General features: G+C 70.3%; 20 protein-coding genes. 10 read left to right on the forward strand and 10 right to left on the reverse strand.

Annotated features, from left to right (window positions below; translation table 11 throughout):
- The first annotated feature begins 4 nt into the window (after positions 1-4).
- Positions 5-1,087 (forward strand): inositol-3-phosphate synthase, encoded by a 1,083-nt coding sequence (locus LG632_RS01570; protein ID WP_226724481.1) that lies wholly within the window; start codon positions 5-7, stop codon positions 1,085-1,087.
- A gap of 103 nt (positions 1,088-1,190) precedes the next feature.
- Entirely contained in the window at positions 1,191-2,459 is a 1,269-nt protein-coding gene (locus LG632_RS01575) for an MFS transporter (RefSeq protein WP_226724482.1), read from the forward strand.
- Positions 2,460-2,514: 55 nt separating this feature from the next.
- Here LG632_RS01575 and LG632_RS01580 read toward each other — a convergent pair whose 3' ends face one another.
- Entirely contained in the window at positions 2,515-3,957 is a 1,443-nt protein-coding gene (locus LG632_RS01580; protein WP_226724483.1) for a CCA tRNA nucleotidyltransferase, read from the reverse strand.
- Between the two features lie 185 nt (positions 3,958-4,142).
- Between LG632_RS01580 and LG632_RS01585 the strand changes: the two genes are divergently transcribed.
- The 7 genes from LG632_RS01585 to trxA all read left to right on the forward strand — a co-directional run bounded on the left by LG632_RS01585 (position 4,143) and on the right by trxA (position 13,704).
- Positions 4,143-6,407: a DUF6049 family protein gene (locus LG632_RS01585; protein ID WP_226724484.1), complete on the forward strand. Its 2,265-nt coding sequence runs from the start codon at positions 4,143-4,145 to the stop codon at positions 6,405-6,407.
- A gap of 46 nt (positions 6,408-6,453) precedes the next feature.
- On the forward strand, positions 6,454-8,637 hold the full coding sequence (gene murJ / locus LG632_RS01590; RefSeq protein WP_226724485.1) for a murein biosynthesis integral membrane protein MurJ: 2,184 nt from the start codon (positions 6,454-6,456) through the stop codon (positions 8,635-8,637).
- 117 nt (positions 8,638-8,754) lie between these two features.
- Positions 8,755-10,470 carry a protein kinase family protein gene (locus LG632_RS01595; protein WP_226724486.1) on the forward strand — a complete coding sequence of 572 codons (1,716 nt, stop codon included), beginning with the start codon at positions 8,755-8,757 and terminating at the stop codon, positions 10,468-10,470.
- A gap of 104 nt (positions 10,471-10,574) precedes the next feature.
- Positions 10,575-11,264: an RNA polymerase sigma factor SigM gene (sigM, locus tag LG632_RS01600; protein WP_226724487.1), complete on the forward strand. Its 690-nt coding sequence runs from the start codon at positions 10,575-10,577 to the stop codon at positions 11,262-11,264.
- Positions 11,261-12,190, forward strand: a complete 930-nt coding sequence (locus LG632_RS01605; protein WP_226724488.1) for an RsmA family anti-sigma factor — start codon at positions 11,261-11,263, stop codon at positions 12,188-12,190. Before sigM ends, LG632_RS01605 begins: the two co-directional genes overlap by 4 nt.
- A gap of 150 nt (positions 12,191-12,340) precedes the next feature.
- Complete coding sequence (gene trxB, locus LG632_RS01610; protein WP_226724489.1) at positions 12,341-13,300, forward strand: thioredoxin-disulfide reductase; 960 nt, start codon at positions 12,341-12,343, stop codon at positions 13,298-13,300.
- A 65-nt stretch (positions 13,301-13,365) separates the two neighbouring features.
- Positions 13,366-13,704 carry a thioredoxin gene (gene trxA, locus LG632_RS01615; RefSeq protein ID WP_308107756.1) on the forward strand — a complete coding sequence of 113 codons (339 nt, stop codon included), beginning with the start codon at positions 13,366-13,368 and terminating at the stop codon, positions 13,702-13,704.
- Positions 13,705-13,766: 62 nt separating this feature from the next.
- Here the strand turns inward: trxA and LG632_RS01620 are convergent, their stop codons facing one another.
- From LG632_RS01620 to rpmH, 9 genes are all read right to left on the reverse strand, one after another.
- Entirely contained in the window at positions 13,767-14,384 is a 618-nt protein-coding gene (locus tag LG632_RS01620) for a GNAT family N-acetyltransferase (protein WP_226724490.1), read from the reverse strand.
- A gap of 78 nt (positions 14,385-14,462) precedes the next feature.
- Positions 14,463-15,554, reverse strand: coding sequence for a ParB/RepB/Spo0J family partition protein (locus LG632_RS01625; protein WP_226724491.1), 1,092 nt, complete (start codon positions 15,552-15,554; stop codon positions 14,463-14,465).
- The gene (locus LG632_RS01630) at positions 15,551-16,639 is read right to left on the reverse strand and encodes a ParA family protein (RefSeq protein ID WP_226724492.1); all 1,089 of its coding nucleotides are present in this window, start codon (positions 16,637-16,639) and stop codon (positions 15,551-15,553) included. The genes LG632_RS01625 and LG632_RS01630 overlap by 4 nt, the downstream gene beginning before the upstream one ends.
- Positions 16,640-16,869: 230 nt before the next feature.
- Positions 16,870-17,589, reverse strand: coding sequence for a 16S rRNA (guanine(527)-N(7))-methyltransferase RsmG (rsmG, locus tag LG632_RS01635; protein ID WP_226724493.1), 720 nt, complete (start codon positions 17,587-17,589; stop codon positions 16,870-16,872).
- 108 nt (positions 17,590-17,697) lie between these two features.
- Positions 17,698-18,210 (reverse strand): Jag family protein, encoded by a 513-nt coding sequence (locus LG632_RS01640; protein WP_226724494.1) that lies wholly within the window; start codon positions 18,208-18,210, stop codon positions 17,698-17,700.
- Between the two features lie 16 nt (positions 18,211-18,226).
- The gene (yidC, locus tag LG632_RS01645; protein WP_226724495.1) at positions 18,227-19,333 is read right to left on the reverse strand and encodes a membrane protein insertase YidC; all 1,107 of its coding nucleotides are present in this window, start codon (positions 19,331-19,333) and stop codon (positions 18,227-18,229) included.
- Positions 19,334-19,336: 3 nt separating this feature from the next.
- Positions 19,337-19,618 carry a membrane protein insertion efficiency factor YidD gene (gene yidD / locus LG632_RS01650; protein WP_219664616.1) on the reverse strand — a complete coding sequence of 94 codons (282 nt, stop codon included), beginning with the start codon at positions 19,616-19,618 and terminating at the stop codon, positions 19,337-19,339.
- Positions 19,615-19,989 carry a ribonuclease P protein component gene (gene rnpA, locus LG632_RS01655; RefSeq protein WP_226724496.1) on the reverse strand — a complete coding sequence of 125 codons (375 nt, stop codon included), beginning with the start codon at positions 19,987-19,989 and terminating at the stop codon, positions 19,615-19,617. Before rnpA ends, yidD begins: the two co-directional genes overlap by 4 nt.
- A gap of 21 nt (positions 19,990-20,010) precedes the next feature.
- The gene (gene rpmH / locus LG632_RS01660) at positions 20,011-20,148 is read right to left on the reverse strand and encodes a 50S ribosomal protein L34 (RefSeq protein ID WP_125638610.1); all 138 of its coding nucleotides are present in this window, start codon (positions 20,146-20,148) and stop codon (positions 20,011-20,013) included.
- A 357-nt stretch (positions 20,149-20,505) separates the two neighbouring features.
- Between rpmH and dnaA the strand changes: the two genes are divergently transcribed.
- Positions 20,506-22,293, forward strand: coding sequence for a chromosomal replication initiator protein DnaA (gene dnaA, locus LG632_RS01665; RefSeq protein WP_226724497.1), 1,788 nt, complete (start codon positions 20,506-20,508; stop codon positions 22,291-22,293).
- Positions 22,294-22,930 lie beyond the last annotated feature (637 nt).

Consider the following 22,930-nt stretch of genomic DNA (forward strand, 5'->3'; position numbering starts at 1 on the left):
CGGAATGGGTTCGGTTCGCGTAGCCATCGTCGGCGTGGGCAACTGCGCCGCGTCGCTGGTGCAGGGCGTCGAGTACTACAAGGACGCCGACCCGGCGTCCAAGGTCCCGGGCCTGATGCACGTCCAGTTCGGCGACTACCACGTCCGTGACGTCGAGTTCGTCGCCGCCTTCGACGTGGACGCGAAGAAGGTCGGCCTGGACCTCGCGGACGCCATCGGCGCCAGCGAGAACAACACCATCAAGATCTGCGACGTCCCGCAGACCGGCGTGACGGTCCAGCGCGGCCACACCCTCGACGGGCTCGGCAAGTACTACCGCGCCACCATCGAGGAGTCCGCCGAGGCCCCGGTCGACATCGTCCAGGTCCTGAAGGACAAGCAGGTCGACGTTCTGGTCTGCTACCTCCCCGTCGGTTCCGAGGACGCCGCGAAGTTCTACGCGAAGTGCGCCATCGACGCCAAGGTCGCCTTCGTCAACGCCCTCCCGGTCTTCATCGCCGGCACCAAGGAGTGGGCCGACAAGTTCACCGAGGCCGGCGTCCCGATCGTCGGTGACGACATCAAGTCCCAGGTCGGCGCGACCATCACGCACCGCGTCATGGCCAAGCTGTTCGAGGACCGCGGTGTCATCCTGGACCGCACCATGCAGCTGAACGTCGGCGGCAACATGGACTTCAAGAACATGCTCGAGCGCGAGCGCCTGGAGTCCAAGAAGATCTCCAAGACGCAGGCCGTCACCTCCCAGATCCCCGACCGGGAGCTCGGCGAGAAGAACGTCCACATCGGCCCGTCGGACTACGTCGCGTGGCTCGACGACCGCAAGTGGGCGTACGTCCGCCTCGAGGGCCGCGCCTTCGGTGACGTCCCGCTGAACCTCGAGTACAAGCTCGAGGTGTGGGACTCCCCGAACTCCGCGGGTGTCATCATCGACGCCGTGCGCGCTGCGAAGATCGCCAAGGACCGCGGCATCGGCGGCCCGATCCTCTCGGCCTCCTCGTACTTCATGAAGTCCCCGCCGGTCCAGTACTTCGACGACGAGGCCCGCGAGAACGTCGAGAAGTTCATCAAGGGCGAAGTCGAGCGCTGAGCCACTTCCCGGGCGTCCGTGCGACGCCTGGCTCCGGCTGCTTCCGCGGAGGGTCCCCGGGCAATCTGCCCGGGGACCCTCCGCGTATGTGACCCTTGCCCTCATGCCTGCCGTACGGGATCTGCGCGTGCTCCTGCGCCTGAGGGACTTCCGCGCTCTGCTCGGCGTGCGGCTGCTCTCCCAGGCGGCCGACGGCGTCTACCAGGTCGCGCTCGCCACCTACGTGGTCTTCTCGCCGGAGAAGCAGACGAGCCCCGCGGCCATCGCCTCCGCCATGGCGGTCCTGCTCCTGCCCTACTCGGCGATCGGACCCTTCGCAGGGGTCCTGCTCGACCGCTGGCGGCGACGGCAGATCCTGCTCCACGGCAACCTGCTGCGGGCCCTCCTCGCCTGTGTCACGGCCGTGCTGATCGTCGCCCGCGTGCCGGACTGGCTCTTCTACGCCTCCGCGCTGTCGGTGACCGCCGTCAACCGCTTCGTCCTGGCCGGTCTCGCCGCCTCCCTTCCCCGAGTCGTCCGCGCTGACCAGCTCGTCACCGCCAACGCCCTCTCGCCCACAGCGGGCACCCTCGCGGCGACCGCCGGGGGCGGGCTGGCCTTCCTCCTGCAACTGCTGGCCGCCGGTTCGAACGCCTTGGTCGTGCTCGTCGGCGCCGCCTTCTACCTCTGCGCCGCCCTGGTCTCCCTCCGCCTGGCCGTCGGGCTCCTCGGCCCCGACCGCACGCCCGGAGACGAGCACCCCTCCCTCTGGGAGGGCGCGGTCCTCACCGTCCGCGGCATGGCGCAAGGACTGCGGCACCTGTCCGAGCGGCGGGAGGCCGCGTACGCGCTGACGGCCATGACCCTGATGCGCTTCTGCTACGGGGCGCTGACGGTGATGCTGCTGATGCTGTGCCGCTACGCCTGGTCGGACACCGAGGCGGACGGCCTGGCCCTGCTGGGCGTGGCCGTAGGGGTCTCCGGCGCGGGCTTCTTCGCGGCCGCGGTGGTCACTCCCTGGGTGGTGAGCCGGATCGGTCCCCGGGGCTGGATCACGGCCTGCGCCGCCGGTGCGGCCCTCCTGGTGCCGGCGCTGGGACTGTTCTTCGCACCGGGGCCGTCCCTCGTCGCCGCCTTCGTCCTGGGGCTGGCCACACAGGGCGCGAAGATCTCCACCGACACCATCGTGCAGTTCCGCGTCGACGACGCCTTCCGCGGCCGGGTGTTCTCCCTCTACGACGTGCTGTTCAACGTGGCCTTCGTGGGTGCGGCGGCCGTGGCCGCGCTGATGCTGCCGCCCGACGGCCGGTCCGCCGTCCTCGTGGTGGGCGTGGCGGTCCTGTACGCGCTGACCGCCGCCGCGCTCATGCGAAAGGGGCGGTGTTTCACGTGAAACACGACGCGCTGTTTCACGTGAAACATCGCCCCCTCCGACTGGGGCACGGGGCTCAGCTCTGCGCGGCCCACCACTCCTTGAGCGCCGCGACGGCCTTGTCGTGCTCCATCGGGCCGTTCTCCAGCCGCAGGTCCAGCAGGAAGGCGTAGGCCTTGCCGATCACCGGCCCGGGCCCGACGCCCAGCACCTGCATGATCTCGTTGCCGTCCAGATCGGGCCGGATCGCGTCGAGCTCCTCCTGCTGCTTGAGCTGTGCGATCCGCTCCTCCAGGCCGTCGTAGGCCCGGGAGAGAGCGTTGGCCTTGCGCTTGTTGCGCGTGGTGCAGTCGGAGCGGGTCAGCTTGTGCAGGCGCTCCAGCAGCGGGCCGGCGTCGCGGACGTAGCGGCGCACGGCCGAGTCGGTCCACTCGCCCTCGCCGTAGCCGTGGAAGCGCAGGTGCAGCTCCACCAGCCGGGACACGTCCTTGATCATGTCGTTGGAGTACTTCAGCGCGGTCATGCGCTTCTTGGTCATCTTCGCGCCCACCACCTCGTGGTGGTGGAAGGAGACCCGGCCGTCGGTCTCGAACCGGCGGGTGCGCGGCTTGCCGATGTCGTGGAGCAGCGCGGCGAGCCGCAGTACCAGGTCGGGACCGTCCTCCTCCAGGTCGATCGCCTGCTCCAGCACGGTCAGCGAGTGGTGGTAGACGTCCTTGTGCCGGTGGTGCTCGTCGCTCTCCAGCCGCAGCGCCGGCAGCTCGGGCAGCACATGGGCGGCGAGGCCGGAGTCGACCAGCAGCCCCAGGCCCTTGCGCGGGTGGTCGGACAGCAGCAGCTTGTTCAGCTCGGCCTGGATCCGCTCGGCCGAGACGATCTCGATCCGGTCGGCCATGGCAGTCATGGCCTCGACCACCTCGGGGGCCACCTCGAAGTCCAGCTGCGCGGCGAACCGGGCCGCGCGCATCATCCGCAGCGGGTCGTCGGAGAAGGACTCCTCCGGGGTTCCGGGCGTGCGCAGGATCCGGGCGTCCAGATCCTGAAGACCACCGTGCGGGTCGATGAACTCGAGCTCCGGAAGGGCCAGGGCCATCGCGTTGACCGTGAAGTCGCGGCGGACCAGGTCCTCCTCGATGGAGTCGCCGTAGGAGACCTCGGGCTTGCGCGAGGTCCGGTCGTACGCCTCGGACCGGTACGTGGTGACCTCGATCTGGAAGCCGCCCCGCTGGCAGCCGATCGTGCCGAACGCGATCCCGACGTCCCACACCGAGTCCGCCCACGGGCGGACGATCTTCAGCACGTCCTGAGGACGGGCGTCGGTGGTGAAGTCGAGATCGTTGCCGAGGCGGCCCAGCAGGGCGTCACGGACCGAGCCGCCGACCAGGGCGAGGCGGAAACCGGCCTCCTGGAACCTGCGGCCGAGCTCCTCGGCGGCAGGGGCGACCCGCAGCAGCTCACTCACCGCGTGGTGCTGCACCTGGTCGAGGGCACGGGCATTGTCTTCGTTGGCGTTCGGCACAACAGAAAAGGGTACGTCCCCCGCCCGCCCCGAGCGCCCCCGTTTACGGCGACCCCGGTAGGGCACGTCCCCCGGCCCGGCCCGATCATGTGGAGCAAGGCGCGGCACTCGCGCACAGTGGGTCTCGTTACCATGCGTGGACGCACAACCGACGACCACTGACACTTCGAGGGACGGGCGAGCGCGTGGCCGAGGCGGCAGTCATCCAGGGGGCTTCCCCCGCTCCTGCCCGCCGCCGCTGGCTGCGGCGCGCGGTCGTCCTGCTGGCCGGGACGCCCGTACTCGCCGCGTTGATCTACGCTCCCGCCCAGCGTGCCCAGGCCGCCGAGTCGGACGCGGGCACCGTGGACGTCCAGCTGGACACTCTCACCCCCAGCGCGCCGGTCAAGGGCGACACGCTGACGATCTCCGGCACGGTGGTCAACACCGGCCGTGAGCCGGTCACGGACGCCCGCGTGGGTCTGCGGGTGGGCTCGCCCCTGCCGGACCGGGAGGCGATCGACGAGGCGGCCGAGCGGGGCGAGTACCGGCCCGGTACCGACGGCAAGGAGATCGATCCGGCGTTCGCCGTGAAGTTCCCCTCCCTGCCCGGCAAGGCCGGCCGGCACTTCGAGATCAGGGTGCCCGTCAACAAGCTGGAGCTCGACAAGGACGGCGTCTACCAGCTCGGGGTCTCCGTCTCCGGGTCGACCGGCCGCTCCGGGGAGCAGGTCCTCGGCATAGAGCGGACCTTCCTGCCCTGGCAGCCGGAGGCGGCCTCCAAGCGGTCCCAGCTGAGCTATGTGTGGCCGCTGATCTCCAGCACCCACCTGACTGCCGAGACCGGCTCCGACGAGCTCCAGACGCCCGTCTTCGGCGACGACGACCTCGCCGCCGAGCTGGCCCCCGGCGGACGCCTGGAGCGGATGGTGACCCTGGGCAAGGAGCTGCCCATCACCTGGGTCATCGATCCCGACCTGCTCTACACGGTCGACGCGATGACGAAGGGCTACCGGGTACGGCTGCCCGACGGCCGCACGGTCCCCGGCCGGAACAAGGCCGTCGCCGAGAAGTGGCTGAGCTCGCTGGAGACGGCCGTACAGGGCAAGAAGGTCGTCGCGCTGCCGTTCGCCGACCCCGACCTCGCCTCGCTCGCCCACCACGGCAAGGACGTCTCGGGCACGCTGGGCCAGCTGCGGCCCGCCACCGACAAGGCCAAGCAGGCTGTCGAGACCGTCCTGCACGTCACTCCCTCCACGGACTTCTCCTGGCCGGTGGACGGCGCGATCGACCCGGCCATCGTGAACGTCGCCACCTCGGCCGGCGCCCACAACGTGCTCACCCGCAGTGACAGCCTCACGGAGACCAGCGGCCTGGGCTACACCCCCTCGGCGGCCCGTCCCATCGGCGCGGGCGCCACCGCCGTCGTCGCCGACGCCCGGCTGTCCACCGCGTTCCAGGGCGACATGCTCCAGGCCGGGAACTCCGTGCTCGCGGTGCAGCGCTTCCTCGCCCAGAGCCTGGCCCTGAACCTGCAGAACACCGACCAGCAGCGCAGCTTCGTGGTGGCCCCGCAGCGCATGCCCAGCGCCAGCCAGGTCCAGACGATGGCCGACGCTCTGCGGGCCCTCCAGCCCGGCCGCTGGACCCAGCCGCAGGACCTGGAGGCGGCGGCCGCCGCCAAGCCCGACCCGGGCGCCACCACCCAGGTCCCCGGCGCCGGCCAGTACCCCGACGAGCTGCGCAAGCAGGAGCTGTCGCAGGCCGCCTTCGAGAAGATCCGCACGACGCAGACCACCCTGGACCACTTCAAGGTGATCCTCTCCGCGCCCGACCGGGTGGAGATCCCGTTCGGCAACACCACCAACCGTGAGATGTCCACGTCGTGGCGCGGCCGTCCGCTGGAGGCCCAGGGCTACCGCGACGGCGTCCAGCAGTACCTGATCGGCCTGACCGAGCGGGTGCAGCTGATCCCCAAGACGGACACCACCCTCTCGGGGCACAGCGCGACCATCCCGGTCACCGTCAAGAACGGTCTCGTGCAGGACGTCCGCGGCCTGGTGCTGCGGATCAGGTCCGCCAACCCCACGCGCCTGATGTTCGGCGACAGCGGCGAGGCCCAGCAGGACGTCACCGTCCAGGCCCAGCACAGCCAGACCCTGAAGTTCACGGCCAACGCCACCGCCAGCGGCCCCGTCGAGGTCACCGCGCAGCTCTACACCAAGGACGGCGTGCCCTACGGCAAGGAACGCCGGTTCACCGTCGAAGCCACCGAGATCACCCCGACCGTGATGTTCGTCATCGCGGGCGGCATGCTTCTCCTCGTCCTGGCAGGCATCAAGATGTACGCCAGCCGCAAGCGTGTCGCGGCACGTGCCGCGGCCGAGGACACGCAGCAGAGTGATGAGACACCGGACACCGGAGCCGAAAGCGACGGCACGTCCGGCCCGGGTGAGACAGTGGACCGTTGAGCGATGCCGTGGCCGGTCGGCCTGGGGACGATGAGGTGGGGTTTCGATGAACGCGCCGTACGACGGTGACCGTGCGCAGGGCGCTGGCGTGCCCGCGCCCTCCCCGGGCACGGCCCCGGACGGCCCGGGCCCCGGACAGGTGCCCGCACCGGCGCCCTCGCCGGACCGGGACCCGTACGTCCAGGACGCCTACGACCGCGACCCCTACCGGGCTCAGGACCTCTCCGCCCAGGACCCGGTGACCGAAGCCCTCTACGACCGGGCCTCCCACCCCCCGCCGCCGCCCGGCACCTACCAGGAGCCCGGCCCGCTCTACGCGGCCCCGCCGGCCCCGGCCTACGCCCCCGACCCCAAGGTCTGGGCGCAGACCCCGCCGCCCGAGCCCGACGGCCCCTCCCGGCACCTGCCCTACGGGGACCGCCCGGCGACCACCCGGTTCGTGGGGGTGGACTCCCTGGTCACCGACGCGGCCGAGGACGAGCCGGAGCCGGATGCCTTCGCCCACCTCTACAAGGACCAGCAGGCCGCGCCCCGGGCCGCCGGCCCGGTCGCCGAGGAGGCGCCCGTCGCCGCCCCGGCGCCCGCCAAGCCGGCCGGCAAGGCGGCGAGCCTGCTGAAGTCCAGCGCGCTCATGGCGGCGGGCACGATCGTCTCCCGGATCACCGGCTTCCTGCGCACCTTGGTGATCGCCGCGGCCATCGGCGTCGGCACCTTCAACGACACCTACCAGGTCGCCAACACCCTGCCCACGATGATCTACGTGCTGGTCGGCGGCGGCGCCCTGAACGCGGTCTTCATCCCGCAGCTGGTCCGCGCGATGAAGAACGACGACGACGGGGGAGAGGCCTACGCCAACCGGCTGCTGACCCTCGTGGTGGTCCTGATGGCCGGCGTCACCACCGTCTGTGTGATCGCGGCGCCGCTGTTCATCACGATGATGTCGCCGAAGATGGCCTCCGACCCCCACCAGATGGAGGTCGCGACCGCGTTCGCCCGCTACTGCCTGCCGACCATGTTCTTCATGGGCGTGCACGTGGTGCTCGGCCAGATCCTCAACGCCCGCGGCCGGTTCGGCGCGATGATGTGGACCCCGGTCCTGAACAACATCGTCGTCATCGCCACCTTCGGCGCCTTCATCTGGGCCTTCGGCGGCTTCACCAGTTCCGGCGTGAGCAGCGCGACCGTCACCCCCGAGGGCGTCCGCCTGCTGGGCCTGGGCACGCTGCTCGGCCTGACCGTCCAGGCCCTGGCGATGCTGCCGTACCTGCGCGACGCCGGCTTCCGGCCGCGGCTGCGCTTCGACTGGCGGGGCCACGGCCTCGGCAAGGCCGCCCGCCTGGCCAAGTGGACGTTCTTCTTCGTGCTCGCCAACCAGGTCGGCCTGGTCGTCGTCACCCAGCTCGCCACCTGGGCCGGCTCCCTCGCGGAGAAGCAGGGCCACCCCGGCACCGGTATCACCGCCTACAACTACGCGCTGCTGCTGTGGCAGATGCCGCAGGCGATCATCACCGTCTCGGTCATGACGGCCGTTCTGCCGCGGATCTCCCGCTCCGCGCACGACGGCGACGCCGCCGCCGTCCGCGACGACATCTCCTACGGCCTGCGTACCTCGGCGGTCGCGATCGTGCCCTGCGCCTTCGCGTTCCTCGCCCTCGGCGTGCCGATGGCCACCCTGCTGTACGCGGGCTCCGGCGCCGGTGCCCAGAACATCGGTTACGTGCTGATGGCCTTCGGCCTCGGCCTGATCCCGTACTCCGTCCAGTACGTCGTCCTGCGCGGCTTCTACGCCTACGAGGACACCCGCACCCCCTTCTACAACACCGTCATCGTCGCCGGGGTGAACGCCGCCGTCTCCGCGCTGGCCTTCTTCGTCCTGCCGTCGCGCTGGGCCGTCGTCGGCATGGCCGCCGCCTACGGTCTCGGCTACGCCGTCGGCGTCGGTGTCGCCTGGCGCCGGCTGCGCACCCGGCTGGGCGGCGACCTCGACGGCTCCCGTGTGATCCGCACCTACGCCCGCCTCGCCGGGGCCTGTGTCCCGGCCGCCCTCGCGGCCGGCGCCGCCGCCTACGGCGTCACCCGGCTGCTGGGCAGCGGAGTACTCGGTTCCGCCGCTTCTCTCGCCGCCGGCACCGTCCTCCTCGCCGCCGTCTTCCTCGCCGCCGCCAAGCGCATGCGGATCGAGGAACTCAACGCCATGGTGGGGATGGTGCGAGGACGTCTGGGGCGCTGATGCGCACAACCATCGCCACCTTTCGCGTGTCGTGCATAGCGGTGGACTGTGGGCACAATTGGCTTGGCTTCGCAGACTGGCCGACAGCGTGCAACGGATGGGGAGGCAGGAACGACGGTGGCGGAACGTAGCACGGCTGCCGTCGACGTGGCCGACAACAGCGGCGAGAAGTCGCCGGCCGCGCAAGCGGCCAAGGCCACGGCCGACGGGGTGGACACCCAGGACGGACGAGCCCCGGACGAACCCATGCCCGAACCGGACCGCGAGCGGACCCCGGCGGCCACCACCGCCGCTCCCGAACTCCACAGCGGCCACAAACTCGCCAGACGCTACCGACTCGAAGAGTGCGTCACCCGTCTGGACGGATTCAGCAGCTGGCGTGCGATGGACGAGAAGCTGCGCCGGGCCGTGGGCGTCCACCTGCTGCCCGCCGACCACCCCCGTGCCCGCGGGGTCCTCGCCGCGGCCCGCTCGGCCGCCCTGCTCGGCGACCCCCGGTTCGTCCAGGTCCTCGACGCCGTCGAGGAGAACGACCTCGTCTACGTCGTCCACGAATGGCTGCCCGACGCCAGCGAGCTGACCGCCGTCCTCGCCTCCGGACCACTGGAGCCCCACGAGGCCTACCAGCTGGTCAGCCAGGTCTCCCAGGCCATGACCGCCGCCCACCGCGAGGGCCTGGCCCATCTGCGGCTCACCCCCAGCGCCATACTGCGCACCTCCACCGGCCAGTACCGGATCCGCGGTCTGGCCGTGAACGCCGCGCTGCGCGGCATCACCAGCGACACCCCGCAGCGCACCGACACCGAGGCGATCGGCGCCCTGCTGTACGCCGCTCTCACCCAGCGCTGGCCGTACGAGACCGACGCCTACGGCCTCACCGGCTTGCCCAAGGGTGTCGGCCTGCTGCCACCGGACCAGGTCCGGGCGGGCGTCCACCGGGGCCTCGGCGAGCTCGCCATGCGCGCCCTCGCCAACGACGGGGCCACCGCCTCCCGGCAGGAGCCGCCCTGCACCACGCCCGAGGAGCTGGCCAAGGCAGTCGCCGCGATGCCCCGGATCCGGCCTCCGGAGCCCGCGTTCACGGCCCCGCCCGAGTACCAGCAGACCACCTACCAGCAGGGCAGCTACGGTCGGCCGGCGGTGCATCCCGGCATGACCACGGTCCTGCCGCACCCCGTCCCGCCGCCGTCCCCGCTGCAGAGCCGTACCGGCCGGGTCCTGAAGTGGGGCGTGGCGGCCCTGCTCATCGCCGCCCTGGGCCTGGGCAGCTGGCAGCTCGCCGGCACCCTGCTGGACCGGGTCAACGGCGACAGCGGCAACAGTGGTCCCACCCAGCAGAACTCGGGCAACGACGCCCCCAAGGACAAGCCGAGCAAGCCGCTCGTCATCCGCGACGCCTCCGTCTTCGGCCGGGACCCGATCAAACCCGCTGACGCGCGCAAGGCCGTCGACGGCGATCCCAGCTCGGCATGGATCACCTTGGAGTTCCGGGGTCACGCCAACTTCGGCAACCTGGACGACTACGACGACGGCAGTGGCGTCATCGTGGACCTCGGCGCGCCCCAGGACGTGACCGAGCTCAATGTGGACCTGTACAACGGCAAGCACACGGTCGAGGTCCTCGCCGCCGCCCCGGACGCCTCCTCGCCGCACGTGGCGAGCGACTTCTCCCAGGAGATCGTCAAGCTGGGCTCGTTCAAGAAGATCAACGCCAAGCTCGACACCCCGGTCAAGACCCGCTACCTGCTGATCCACATCACCCAGCTGCCCAGCAGTTCGGGCGGATACCGCGGCGGCATCAACGAGATCAAGGTCTTCGGCCGCGCCGACTGATCCCTCCGGACGGACGACGTCACGGGTCCGCCGCGCCATCGGTGCGGCGGACCCTCGTTTTCGTCCCCCCGGACCCGTACGCTCCCTCCCGGAGGGGAGGTGCGATGGACGACGCGACGACCGGCGAGGTCAGCGACCGGGACCTGCTGACCCGGCACATCGCCGGTGACCCCGATGCCTTCGGTGAACTCGTACGGCGCCACCGCGACCGGCTGTGGGCCGTGGCCCTGCGGACCCTGGGCGACCGTGAGGAAGCCGCGGACGCGCTCCAGGACGCCCTGGTCTCCGCCTACCGGGCCGCGCACACCTTCCGCGGCGAGTCGGCCGTCACCACCTGGCTGCACCGGATCACCGTCAACGCCTGCCTCGACCGCGCCCGCAAGGCCGCCTCCCGCAGAACGTCCCCCTTGGACGACACCGACCGCCTGGAGCGGCTCCTGGAGCCCCATGAGTCGGCCGAGGCCCCCGCCGAGCGGCATGACCTCCACCGGCAGCTCCTGGCTGCTCTGAGCACCCTTCCCGCCGAGCAGCGGGCCGCTCTCGTCCTGGTCGACATGCAGGGCTACCCGGTGGCCGAGGCCGCACAGGTGCTCGGGGTCCCGACCGGGACGGTCAAGAGCCGGTGTGCTCGGGGCCGGGCCCGGCTCCTGCCGATGCTCACTCATCTGCGCGCCGACAGCGGGGATAACACCGCGGTCGAGCGGGGAAGGAACCGGTCGCAAGGGACGCCCGTCCCACCAGCGGCAGAATCCAGGGATCCAGATGTGCTGAAGGGCGGAGGTGGACGAACGTGAGCCCCACACAGGGCGCGCCCGGTGCGATCCGGCACCCGGACGTCTCGGAAATCTCCGACCTCGCCGAGGGGCTGCTCTCCCCGGCCCGGACCGCGGAAGTACGCCGCCACCTGGGTGACTGCCTCCTGTGCGCCGACGTCCGCACCTCGCTGGAGGAGATCCGGTCGCTGCTCGGCACCCTGCCCGGGCCGCCCCGGATCCCGGCGGACATCGCCGGCCGGATCGACGCCGCTCTGGCCGCCGAAGCCCTGCTGTCGGCCACCGCGCCGGTGGACGAGGAGGACGAGGGCGCCGGCGACCGCCGCCCCACGACCGCGGCCGCCGAGCCCGCCCGTCATGTTTCACGTGAAACAGCTCCTCCCGTTTCACGTGAAACAACGCCTGCGCCGACCCGGCCCGCCGGGCGGGCCCGGGCCGGCACCGGACCGGGCCGTACCCGGCGCCGAGCCGTACTCGCCGGCCTGGTGACCGCCGCCGCTCTGGGCCTCGGCGCCGTCCTGATCCAGCTGCCCTGGGTCGAGCAGCAGCAGGGTGCTTCCCAGAACAGCACGGTCTCCGCCCTCCAGCCGCAGCAGGACGCCTCCTCCTTCTCCGAGGGCGGCCTGCAGGCCAAGGTCCAGGAGCTCGTGGGCGGCCCCGAGCGCAATCGTTCACTCAGCTCCGCCGAGTCCCAGCCCGGACTGGCCCCCGCCGAGCGCGAGGCACCGGCGGTGCCCGCCTGTGTCCGGGCCGGCACCGGACGCACCGAGGCGGCACTGGCCACGGAGCCGGGTACGTACAAGGGCGTCAACGTCCTGCTCGTCGTGCTTCCGCATCCTTCGGACCCTGCCCAGGTGGACGCCTACCTCGTCGACAGCAGCTGTGGGACGACACCCGCGGCTGCCCCCGGAAAGGTGCTGCTCACCGCTACCTATCCCCGCCGTTGAACGGGGCGGCCGGCATGTCGGGAACGTGTTCGGCCCGCCACACGGACAGCGGGGGAATGCCCGCGCCGTAGGATCCGTTGGGTGGGGTGAGAGTCCGCACCGGCCCCCCGGTAGGTAGCAGGTACGCCTGTAGAGACGAGGAAGAAACCCGTGAGCGACGTCCGTAACGTGATCATCATCGGCTCCGGGCCGGCCGGGTACACGGCCGCCCTGTACACCGCACGCGCTTCGCTCAAGCCCCTGGTCTTCGAAGGTGCCGTGACCGCCGGCGGCGCGCTGATGAACACCACCGAGGTCGAGAACTTCCCCGGCTTCCGTGACGGCATCATGGGCCCGGACCTCATGGACAACATGCGCGCCCAGGCCGAGCGCTTCGGTGCCGAGCTGGTCCCGGACGACGTCGTCTCCGTCGACCTGACCGGCGAGATCAAGACGGTCACCGACACCGCCGGCACGGTGCACCGCGCGAAGGCCGTCATCGTCACCACCGGCTCCCAGCACCGCAAGCTGGGCCTGCCCAACGAGGACGCGCTCTCCGGCCGCGGTGTCTCCTGGTGCGCCACCTGCGACGGCTTCTTCTTCAAGGACCAGGACATCGCCGTCGTCGGCGGCGGTGACACCGCGATGGAGGAGGCCACTTTCCTCTCGCGCTTCGCCAAGTCCGTCACCATCGTCCACCGCCGTGACAGCCTGCGCGCCTCCAAGGCCATGCAGGACCGCGCCTTCGCCGACCCGAAGATCAAGTTCGCCTGGGACAGCGAGGTCGCCGAGATCCACGGCGAGCAGAAGCTCACCGGCCTCACCCTGCGCAACACCAAGACCGGCGAGACCTCCGAGCTGCCCGTGACCGGCCTGTTCATCGCCGTCGGCCACGACCCGCGCACGGAGCTCTTCAAGGGCCAGCTGGAGCTCGACGCCGAGGGTTACCTCAAGGTGGAGGCGCCCTCCACCCGTACCAACCTGACCGGCGTGTTCGGCGCGGGCGACGTCGTCGACCACACGTACCGTCAGGCCATCACGGCGGCGGGCACCGGCTGCTCCGCAGCCCTCGACGCCGAGCGCTTCCTCGCCGCCCTCACCGACGCCGAGCACGCCGCGGCGACTGTCTGACCTTCCGCCCGGACCCTGTCCGGACGGCTCCCCACACACCCCGCAGTAAGAAGAAGGAGGCCGCTGTGGCCGGCACCCTGAAGAACGTCACCGACGCAGACTTCGACGAGGTCGTCCTCAAGAGCGACAAGCCCGTCCTCGTCGACTTCTGGGCGGAGTGGTGCGGCCCGTGCCGCCAGATCGCTCCGTCCCTGGAGGCCATCGCGGCTGAGCACGGCGACCAGATCGAAATCGTCAAGCTCAACATCGACCAGAACCCGGAGACGGCCGCCCGGTACGGCGTCATGTCCATCCCGACCCTGAACGTGTACCAGGGCGGCGACGTGGTCAAGACCCTCGTCGGTGCCAAGCCGAAGGCCGCCATCCTGCGCGACCTCGACCCGTTCATCCAGGCCAAGGCCTGAGCCGACGGCAGCTGAACATGAGGCGGGGCCGCCCCTTTCGAGGGGGCGGCCCCGCCTGTTTCTCAGAGCGGCCGGAGCGCCGGCTCCTTGCGGGCGGCTCCCAGCAGCCGGTCCAGGGCCAGCTCCACGTCTTCCTTCCATGACAGCGTCGAGCGCAGCTCCAGTCGCAGCCGTGGATGCACCGGGTGCGGGCGCACGGTCTTGAAGCCCACCGCCAGCAGATGCTCCGCCGGCAGCAGGCAGTGCGGCCCCTCCCAACGCGCCTCGCCGAAGGCCTCGATGGCCTTGAACCCGCGCCGCAGCAGATCCTTCGCGACCGTCTGCACCATCACCCGACCCAAGCCCTGCCCCTGGTAGCCCGGCACGATCATCGCCGTGATCAGCTGCACGGCGTCCGGGGACACGGGGCTGGTCGGGAAGGACATGGAGCGCGCCACATAGGCCGGCGGCGCGTACAGCACGAAGCCCACGGGGATGTCGTCGACATAGACCACCCGGCCGCACGAGCCCCACTCCAGGAGCACGGCGGAGATCCAGGACTCCTTCTCCATCTCACCGGTGCCCGCCTTGACGGCCGCCTCACCGCTGACCGGGTCCAGCTCCCAGAAGACGCAGGACCGGCAACGACTGGGCAGGTCCTGGAGGTTGTCCAGCGTGAGCGGTACCAGCCGACGACCCATGAGCGCATCGTATAAGGGCAAAGGGCGGGCCGCACCGGTTGACCACCGGCACGACCCGCCCCAGGACGACGGCCCGACTCAGCCCTGAGCGGTCCCCTGCTCCAGCACCCGGCCCTCGCCCGGCGCCAGCGTGGTCAGGATCCGCTCCAGGTCCTCCATCGAGGCGAACTCGACGGTGATCTTGCCCTTCTTCTGGCCCAGATCGACCTTCACCCGCGTCTCGAACCGGTCCGACAGCCGGGAGGCGAGCTCCGACAGCGCCGGCGAGACCCGGGCTCCCGCACGCGGCCCCTTGGCCCGGGCCGGACCGGTCGGCTCGGACTCCATCAGCTTGACGATCTCTTCGACCGCCCGCACCGACAGGCCCTCGGCCACGATCCGGTGCGCCAGCCGGTCCTGCTCCGCCGAGTCGTCCACGGACAGCAGGGCCCGCGCATGCCCGGCCGACAGCACACCCGCGGCCACCCGCCGCTGGACCGGCGCCGACAGCTTCAGCAGCCGCAGCGTGTTGGTCACCTGGGGGCGGGAGCGCCCGATGCGGTCGGCCAGCTCGTCGTGCGTGCAGTTGAAGTCCTGGAGCAGCTGGTCGTACGCGGCCGCCTCCTCCAACGGGTTCAACTGAGCCCGGTGGAGGTTCTCCAGGAGCGCGTCCAGGAGCAGCTTCTCGTCGTCCGTCGCCCGGATGATGGCGGGAATGCGCTCCAGGCCCGCCTCACGGCATGCCCGCCAGCGGCGCTCACCCATGATGAGCTCGTAGCGGTCCGGGCCCGACTGCCGCACCACCACCGGCTGGAGCAGGCCCACCTCCTGGATGGAGGTGATCAGCTCGGCCAAGGCGTCCTCGTCGAACACCTCCCGCGGCTGGCGCGGGTTGGGGGTGATCGCGTCCAGGGGCAGCTCGGCGAACACCGCGCCGGCCACCGCCTGCACCTCGGTCGCGGCCGCGGCGTGCGCCGTCTCACGGGCCACGTCGTCGACCGGCACCTGAGGCGCTCCCACCGGGGCGGGCGAGGTCAGCTTGGCCGCCGCGATGCCCCGGTCCGACGTCAGCACCGGTACGGCCGACGGGGAGGTGGACCCCGCGCCCGCCGCTGCCGGCGTCCTCTCCTGCGGAGCGGCCGGAATCAGCGCGCCGAGCCCCCGCCCCAGACCCCTACGTCGCTCACTCACTGGATCCCCTCCGCCATGTTCTGCGTGCTGTTCATGCCCGCGCCGCCCCTATGGGCGTTCCGGGCGTCGTACTGGATACCGACTCCGCGCAGCGCGATCTCCCGCGCCGCCTCCAGGTAGGAGAGCGAGCCGCTGGAACCCGGGTCATAGGTGAGCACCGTCTGCCCGTAGCTGGGCGCCTCGGAGATGCGCACCGAACGCGGGATGCTCGTCCGCAGGACCTCGTCGCCGAAGTGGCTGCGGACCTCCTCGGCCACCTGCGAGGCCAGCCGGGTCCGGCCGTCGTACATGGTGAGCAGAATCGTCGACACATGCAAGGACGGGTTGAGGTGGGCCCGCACCAGGTCGACGTTCCGCAGGAGCTGGCCCAGGCCCTCCAGGGCGTAGTACTCGCACTGGATCGGGATCAGCACCTCCGCGCCCGCCACGAGCGCGTTGACCGTCAGCAGACCCAGCGACGGCGGGCAGTCGATGAGGATGTAGTCGAGGGGCTGCTCGTACGACTGGATCGCGCGCTGGAGCCGGCTCTCCCGGGCCACCAGCGAGACCAGCTCGATCTCGGCGCCCGCCAGGTCGATCGTGGCGGGGGCGCAGAAGAGCCCTTCGACGTCGGGCACCGGCTGGACGACCTCCAGCAGCGGACGGCTGTCGACGAGGACGTCGTAGATCGAGGGCACCTCGGCGTGGTGGTCGATGCCCAGCGCCGTGGAGGCATTGCCCTGCGGGTCGAGGTCGATGACCAGGACCCGGGCACCGTGCAGGGCCAGCGAGGCGGCCAGGTTCACGGTCGTCGTCGTCTTACCGACGCCGCCCTTCTGGTTGGCCACCACCATGACCCGGGTCTGGGCCGGGCGGGGCAGGCCTTCGCCGGCCCGGCCCAGCGCTTCCACGGCCAACTGGGCGGCCCGGCCGATGGGGGTGTCGTTGTCGGCCGGAGCAGGCGATGTTTCACGTGAAACATCGCCGACCACCGACTCGGAGCGGGGACCGGGGACCGGATCGGCCAGGGGCCCCGCAAGGTTGGCGTCGGACCGCACGGATTCACTCTCCTCGACAGCTGGCTCGCGATGAACAGAGCCTGCCATGCCTTCGGGGTCGTGAACCAGCGGGGCCCGAACTCCTGTGGATGAATCCACCGCTGTGGACAACTCCGTCACCCCCGCGTCCTTGCGCTGACGCAGGGGCGTAGCCGCACGACCGCGGCTGATGATTCCGTGCAGCAGAGAGCGACGTTTCACGTGAAACACGATGCACGCGCGGGCAGTTCAGCCCGCTACGACACTCCGAAATCCATACCTATAACGGGCGTATCGGATCAACGACGCCGACGTACGCGTCCCGCGCGAGCCGCCTTGGCCCGCTTGGCCGCAAACCTCACCCCGCCGGGGCTCTCCCCGACCTCGACCCGCACCAGCGTGGACAGCGGGTCGACCACACCCTCACCGACGTGGAGCACCGAGGTCTTCACCACACCGAGCTTGGTCAGCGCGGTCTTGGCCTGGGCGAGCTCCTCCTCGGCCGTGTCGCCCTTGAGCGCCAGCATCTCGCCGTACGGGCGCAGCAGGGGAACGCCCCAGCCGGCCAGCCGGTCCAGCGGAGCCACCGCGCGGGCGGTGACGACATGCACGGGCGGAAGCTTGCCGAGCATCTCCTCGGCGCGGCCACGCACCACGGTCACATGGTCGAGCCCGAGCAGCTCCACGGCTTCCTGGAGGAAGGTGGTCCGCCGCAGCAGCGGCTCCAACAGGGTGATCTTCAGGTCCGGACGGACCAGCGCCAGCGGGATACCGGGCAGCCCGGCGCCCGAGCCGACGTCGCAGACCGTGACGCCCTCCGGCACCGCCTCGGAGAGCACGGCGCAGTTCAGCAGGTGCCGCTCCCACAGCCGGGGCACCTCGCGCGGGCCGATCAGGCCGCGCTTGACTCCCGCGTCCGCCAGCAGCTCGGCGTACCGGACAGCTTCCGGGAAGTGCTCACCGAATACCGCGCGTGCTTCCTCGGGGGCCGAGGGAAGCTCCGCTGCTGCCTCCGTCACGGGGACCGTCCTTCCGTACCGCTGTAAGACCTAGCTGTTGATGTCAGGCTGACAAACTTCGGCCCCGCCTGCGAGACAGACGGGGCCGACCACACTTCTGCTTGCCGGTCAGGCCGGGAGCACAACGACGAAGCGCTGCGGCTCCTCGCCTTCCGATTCACTGCGCAGACCGGCGGCCGCCACGGCGTCGTGGACGACCTTGCGCTCGAACGGCGTCATCGGGGCCAGCTTCACCGGCTCGCCCGACGCCTTGACGTCGGCCGCCGCCTGCGCGCCGATCGCCGCGAGCTCCTCGCGCTTCTTCGCCCGGTACCCGGCGATGTCGAGCATCAGCCGGCTACGGTCACCGGTCTCCCGGTGCACGGCGAGCCGCGTCAGCTCCTGCAGGGCTTCGAGAACCTCGCCGTCCCGGCCCACGAGCTTCTGCAGCTCACGTGCCGAGGAGTCGCTGATGATCGACACGGAGGCACGGTCGGCCTCGACGTCCATGTCGATGTCGCCGTCCAGGTCGGCGATGTCCAGCAGCCCCTCGAGGTAGTCGGCCGCGATCTCACCCTCCTGCTCCAGGCGGGTCAGGGTGTCGCCACCCTCAGCGGCGGCGGAGGTGGTGCCTTCCGTCACGGGATGGACTCCTTACTTACTTCTTGGACGAGGGCTTGGTGGGCGTCTGGCGCTGCGACTTGCTCTGCCTCTTCGGCTGCTGCCGCTTGGCGGCGCTGCCACCGCTCGCCGCATCCGCGTCCGCCGTGGCCACAGCACTCTTGATCACGGAGCCGTCCGCCTGCGCGGCCAGGCCCTGCTTGGTGAGCGCGGAGATGAACTTGCGCTCGTTGTCGTTGCGGTCCGGGCCCTTGGCGACGATCGCGGCGACGACCTTCTTCTTGCCCCGGCCGCGGACCTCGCCGTGCGAGGTGATGTGCTTGAGCAGTCGGGTCAGGTACTGGTCCTGCGCCTTGCTGCCCGGCGTCGGGTTCTGGTTGATCACGTACATCTGCTGGCCCATGGTCCAGACGTTCGTGGTCAGCCAGTAGACGAGGACACCGACGGGGAAGTTGATGCCCATCACGGCGAAGATCACCGGGAAGATGTACATGAGCATCTTCTGCTGCTGCATGAACGGCGTCTTGACCGTGAGGTCGACGTTCTTCTGCATCAGCTGGCGCTGCGTGTAGAACTGCGACAGCGACATCAGGACGATCATGACCGCGGTGACGATCCGGACGTCCGTGAGGGAGGCGTCCAGGGACGCGACCTTCTCCGGGCTGTCCATGAACTTGGCCGCGAGGGGAGCCCCGAAGATGTGGGCCTGCCGCGCACTGGCCAGCAGAGACTCGTCGATGACGCCGACGGTCTTACCGTTGGCGATGCTCGCCAGCACGTGGTAGAGCGCGAAGAAGAACGGCGACTGCGCCAGGATGGGAAGGCACGAGGAGAGCGGGTTGGTACCCGTCTCCTTGTACAGCTTCATCATCTCTTCGGACTGACGCTGCTTGTCGTTCTTGTAGCGCTCCTGGATCGCCTTCATCTTCGGCTGGAGCGCCTGCATGCCACGCGTCGCCTTGATCTGCTTCACGAAGAGCGGGATCAGGCAGATCCGGATCAGGATCACCAGGGACACGATGGACAGGCCCCAGGCCCACCCACTGTCCGCCCCGAAGATCGCCCCGTACAGCGTGTGGAACTGGACGATGACCCACGAGACGGGTGTGGTGATAAAGCTGAACAGACTGGCAATCGTGTCCACTAATCAGGCTCCTTGAGCATTGCGAGGTCGACGCAACGCACTGCGCAGCTGCTCGTGCCAACGCGGGCGTTTACGAGGTGGGACATGGTCCACACCGCCGGGCGACCACGGGTTGCACCGCAGGATCCGCCAGGCGGTCAGGACCGTTCCCTTCACCGCACCATGCCGGTCGATGGCCGTGTACCCGTAGTGCGAGCACGAGGGGTAGTACCGGCACACCGGCCCGAGCAGCGGACTGATCGTCCACTGGTACAGCTTGATCAAAGCGAGCAGCGGGTACTTCATCGACCCACGCCTCCCAGCAGCCGCTCCAGGGCGGCATCCAGGTCCCGGGCCAGATCCTCATGGCCGGCGTCACCCGCACCGGGCAGCGCCCGTACCACCACCAGGCTACCGGCGGGGAGCCGGCTCAGCCGATCGCGGACCAGGTGGCGGAGTCTGCGCTTGACCCGGTTGCGGACGACAGCGCTTCCTACCGCCTTGCTGACGACGAAACCCGCACGCGTCGGGGGAGCTTCCTCCCCCGGCCCGTGCGGGTCCGTTGCACCGCTGGTGCGTAGGTGGACGACGAGGAGCGGGCGACCAGCCCGGCGGCCTCGGCGTACCGCAGTCGCGAAGTCCTCGCGCCGCCTCAGCCGATGATCGGGAGACAGCACGACGTCATGATCCTGTTCGGATCAGGCGGACAGGCGGGCGCGACCCTTGCCACGGCGAGCAGCCAGGATGGCGCGGCCGGCGCGGGTACGCATACGCAGACGGAAGCCGTGGGTCTTGGCGCGACGACGGTTGTTCGGCTGGAAGGTGCGCTTGCTCACTCGGGGGCTCCAGAAATGAATCGTTAGTGGCGTGACATCGCCTGGCTGTCACCGTGCGCCCACGAGGAACTCGCGAGGTCGCCCGAGTGGACACCGCTAAACGATCACATTTGAGTGATCTTCGCCCATCGGTAGGCAGGCGGCAGCAGCCATCGACAACTCGACCTGGTTACGGTACGCGGGACTACGCCATCCGGTCAAACCGAGTGGTCACGGGGGTCCGCTGTGCACAGGCTGTGGACAACGACTTGAACCGTACCCGTCGCGCTGACTACCGTTGCCTGACCCCGGATTTTTTGTCCCGACCGTCCCATAAGAACCACACCTTCGTGGGACCCCTGTGAGAGAGCGTGCTCTGTGGCTGACGTACCTGCCGATCTTGCCGCAGTGTGGCCACGAGTGCTGGAGAAGCTCCTCGGGGAGGGTCAGCAAGGCATCGAACCCAAGGACAAGCAGTGGGTCGAGCGCTGCCAGCCCCTGGCGCTGGTGGCGGACACCGCCCTGCTCGCCGTCCCCAACGAGTGGGGCAAGCGGGTCCTGGAGGGCCGGCTCGCGCCGCTGATCAGCGACACCCTCAGCCGTGAGTGCGGCCGCCCCATCCGGATCGCCATCACCGTGGACGACTCCGCCGGCGAGCCCGCGCCGCCGGCCCCGCCGACCGGCGCCTCCCGCGACGGCTACGAGCCCTACGGCGGCCAGCGTCCGGGCGGCCACACCGGCCCCGGCGACGACATGATGCCCACGGCCCGCCCGGCCTACCCGGACTACCAGCAGCCGCGCCCGGAGCCCGGCGCCTGGCCCCGCGGCGGCCAGAGCGACGACTACGGCTGGCAGCAGCAGCGGCTCGGCTTCCCCGAGCGGGACCCCTACGCGACGCCGCAGCCGGGCTACCTCCAGCAGGACGGGCCCGGCGGGTACGAGCCGTCGTACGAAGCGCAGAACGGCTACGAGCCCAAGGCGTACGAGCCGTCCCCGTACGACCCGAAGCCCTCGTACGAGCAGCCCTCCTACGACCAGCAGCCGGCCTACGACTCCGCTCCGCTGCCCGCGCCGGGCCGCTCCGCCCCGCCCGGCGCGCCCGCGGGCGGCTCCTCGTCGGGCCCGCTGGAGCCGACCGCGCGGCTGAACCCGAAGTACCTGTTCGACACCTTCGTCATCGGTGCCTCCAACCGCTTCGCGCACGCCGCGGCGGTGGCGGTGGCCGAGGCGCCGGCCAAGGCCTACAACCCGCTGTTCATCTACGGCGAGTCCGGTCTGGGCAAGACCCACCTGCTGCACGCGATCGGGCACTACGCGCGGAGCCTGTACCCGGGCACCCGGGTGCGGTACGTGAGCTCGGAGGAGTTCACCAACGAGTTCATCAACTCGATCCGCGACGGCAAGGGCGACGCCTTCCGCAAGCGCTACCGCGAGATGGACATCCTGCTCGTCGACGACATCCAGTTCCTCGCGAGCAAGGAGTCGACGCAGGAGGAGTTCTTCCACACCTTCAACACGCTCCACAACGCGAACAAGCAGATCGTGCTGTCGTCGGACCGGCCGCCCAAGCAGCTGGTCACCCTGGAGGACCGGCTGCGCAACCGCTTCGAGTGGGGTCTGATCACGGACGTCCAGCCGCCCGAGCTGGAGACCCGGATCGCGATCCTGCGCAAGAAGGCGGTGCAGGAGCAGCTGAACGCCCCGCCGGAGGTGCTGGAGTTCATCGCCTCGCGGATCTCGCGCAACATCCGCGAGCTGGAGGGCGCCCTGATCCGGGTCACCGCGTTCGCCAGCCTCAACCGGCAGCCGGTGGACCTCGGGCTGACCGAGGACGTCCTGAAGAACCTGATCCCGGGCGGTGAGGACACCGCTCCCGAGATCACGGCGACGGACATCATGGCGGCGACGGCGGACTACTTCGGTCTGACCGTGGACGACCTGTGCGGCTCCTCGCGCAGCCGGGTGCTGGTCACCGCGCGCCAGATCGCGATGTACCTGTGCCGGGAGCTCACGGACCTCTCGCTGCCCAAGATCGGCGCGCAGTTCGGCGGCCGCGACCACACCACCGTGATGCACGCGGACCGCAAGATCCGCGCGCTGATGGCCGAGCGGCGCTCCATCTACAACCAGGTCACCGAGCTGACCAACCGCATCAAGAACGGCTGACGGCCGGCCCGGGGACGCTCCTCCCGGGCGGGACCCGCACGGCACTCCAAGGGCACCGCAAGGGCGCTCCCCGGACTCCGGGGGCGCCCTTCGTCGTCCCCGCCGGGCGACGAATCGGACGTTTCGCAGGGGGCGTGGGCCGGGCGGCGGGGCGCGCGAAGCCGGTCGCACGCCCCTGACCTGTTCGAATACGCCCCCGCGGAGCCAACTCATCCACAGATTGGGCGACTTTCTTCCGTCCACAGGGTGGGGACTGCCGCGGCCACCCACAAACTGTCCACAGGGACTCCTGTTGATGGATCATCCTCGCAGGTCAGCTGGCTGTGGATTTGTGCGCGACGATGATCCACAGGCTGTGGACGATCTTTTGTCCACAGGTCTGTCCACGGGCTCTGTCCACCGCTCGCCCACAGGTTTCGGGTCCCTGTGCACAGGATGAGGCCCTCACTCCACAGCCTTGTCCACTGTTCGGCAACGTCACCCGTCTCCTCACCGCTCGGAGTGAAAGGCGTCACACGGATGTGAACGTTTGGGCTGTGGAGCACTGGGGGAAAACTGGGGACACACCTGTGGAGCAATCCGGGTGTCCTGGGGACAGCCTGTGCAGAACTTTCTGTTCTCCACAGCACACCCCGGT

The sequence above is a fragment of the Streptomyces antimicrobicus genome, from assembly GCF_020532625.1.
Lineage (GTDB): Bacteria > Actinomycetota > Actinomycetes > Streptomycetales > Streptomycetaceae > Streptomyces > Streptomyces antimicrobicus.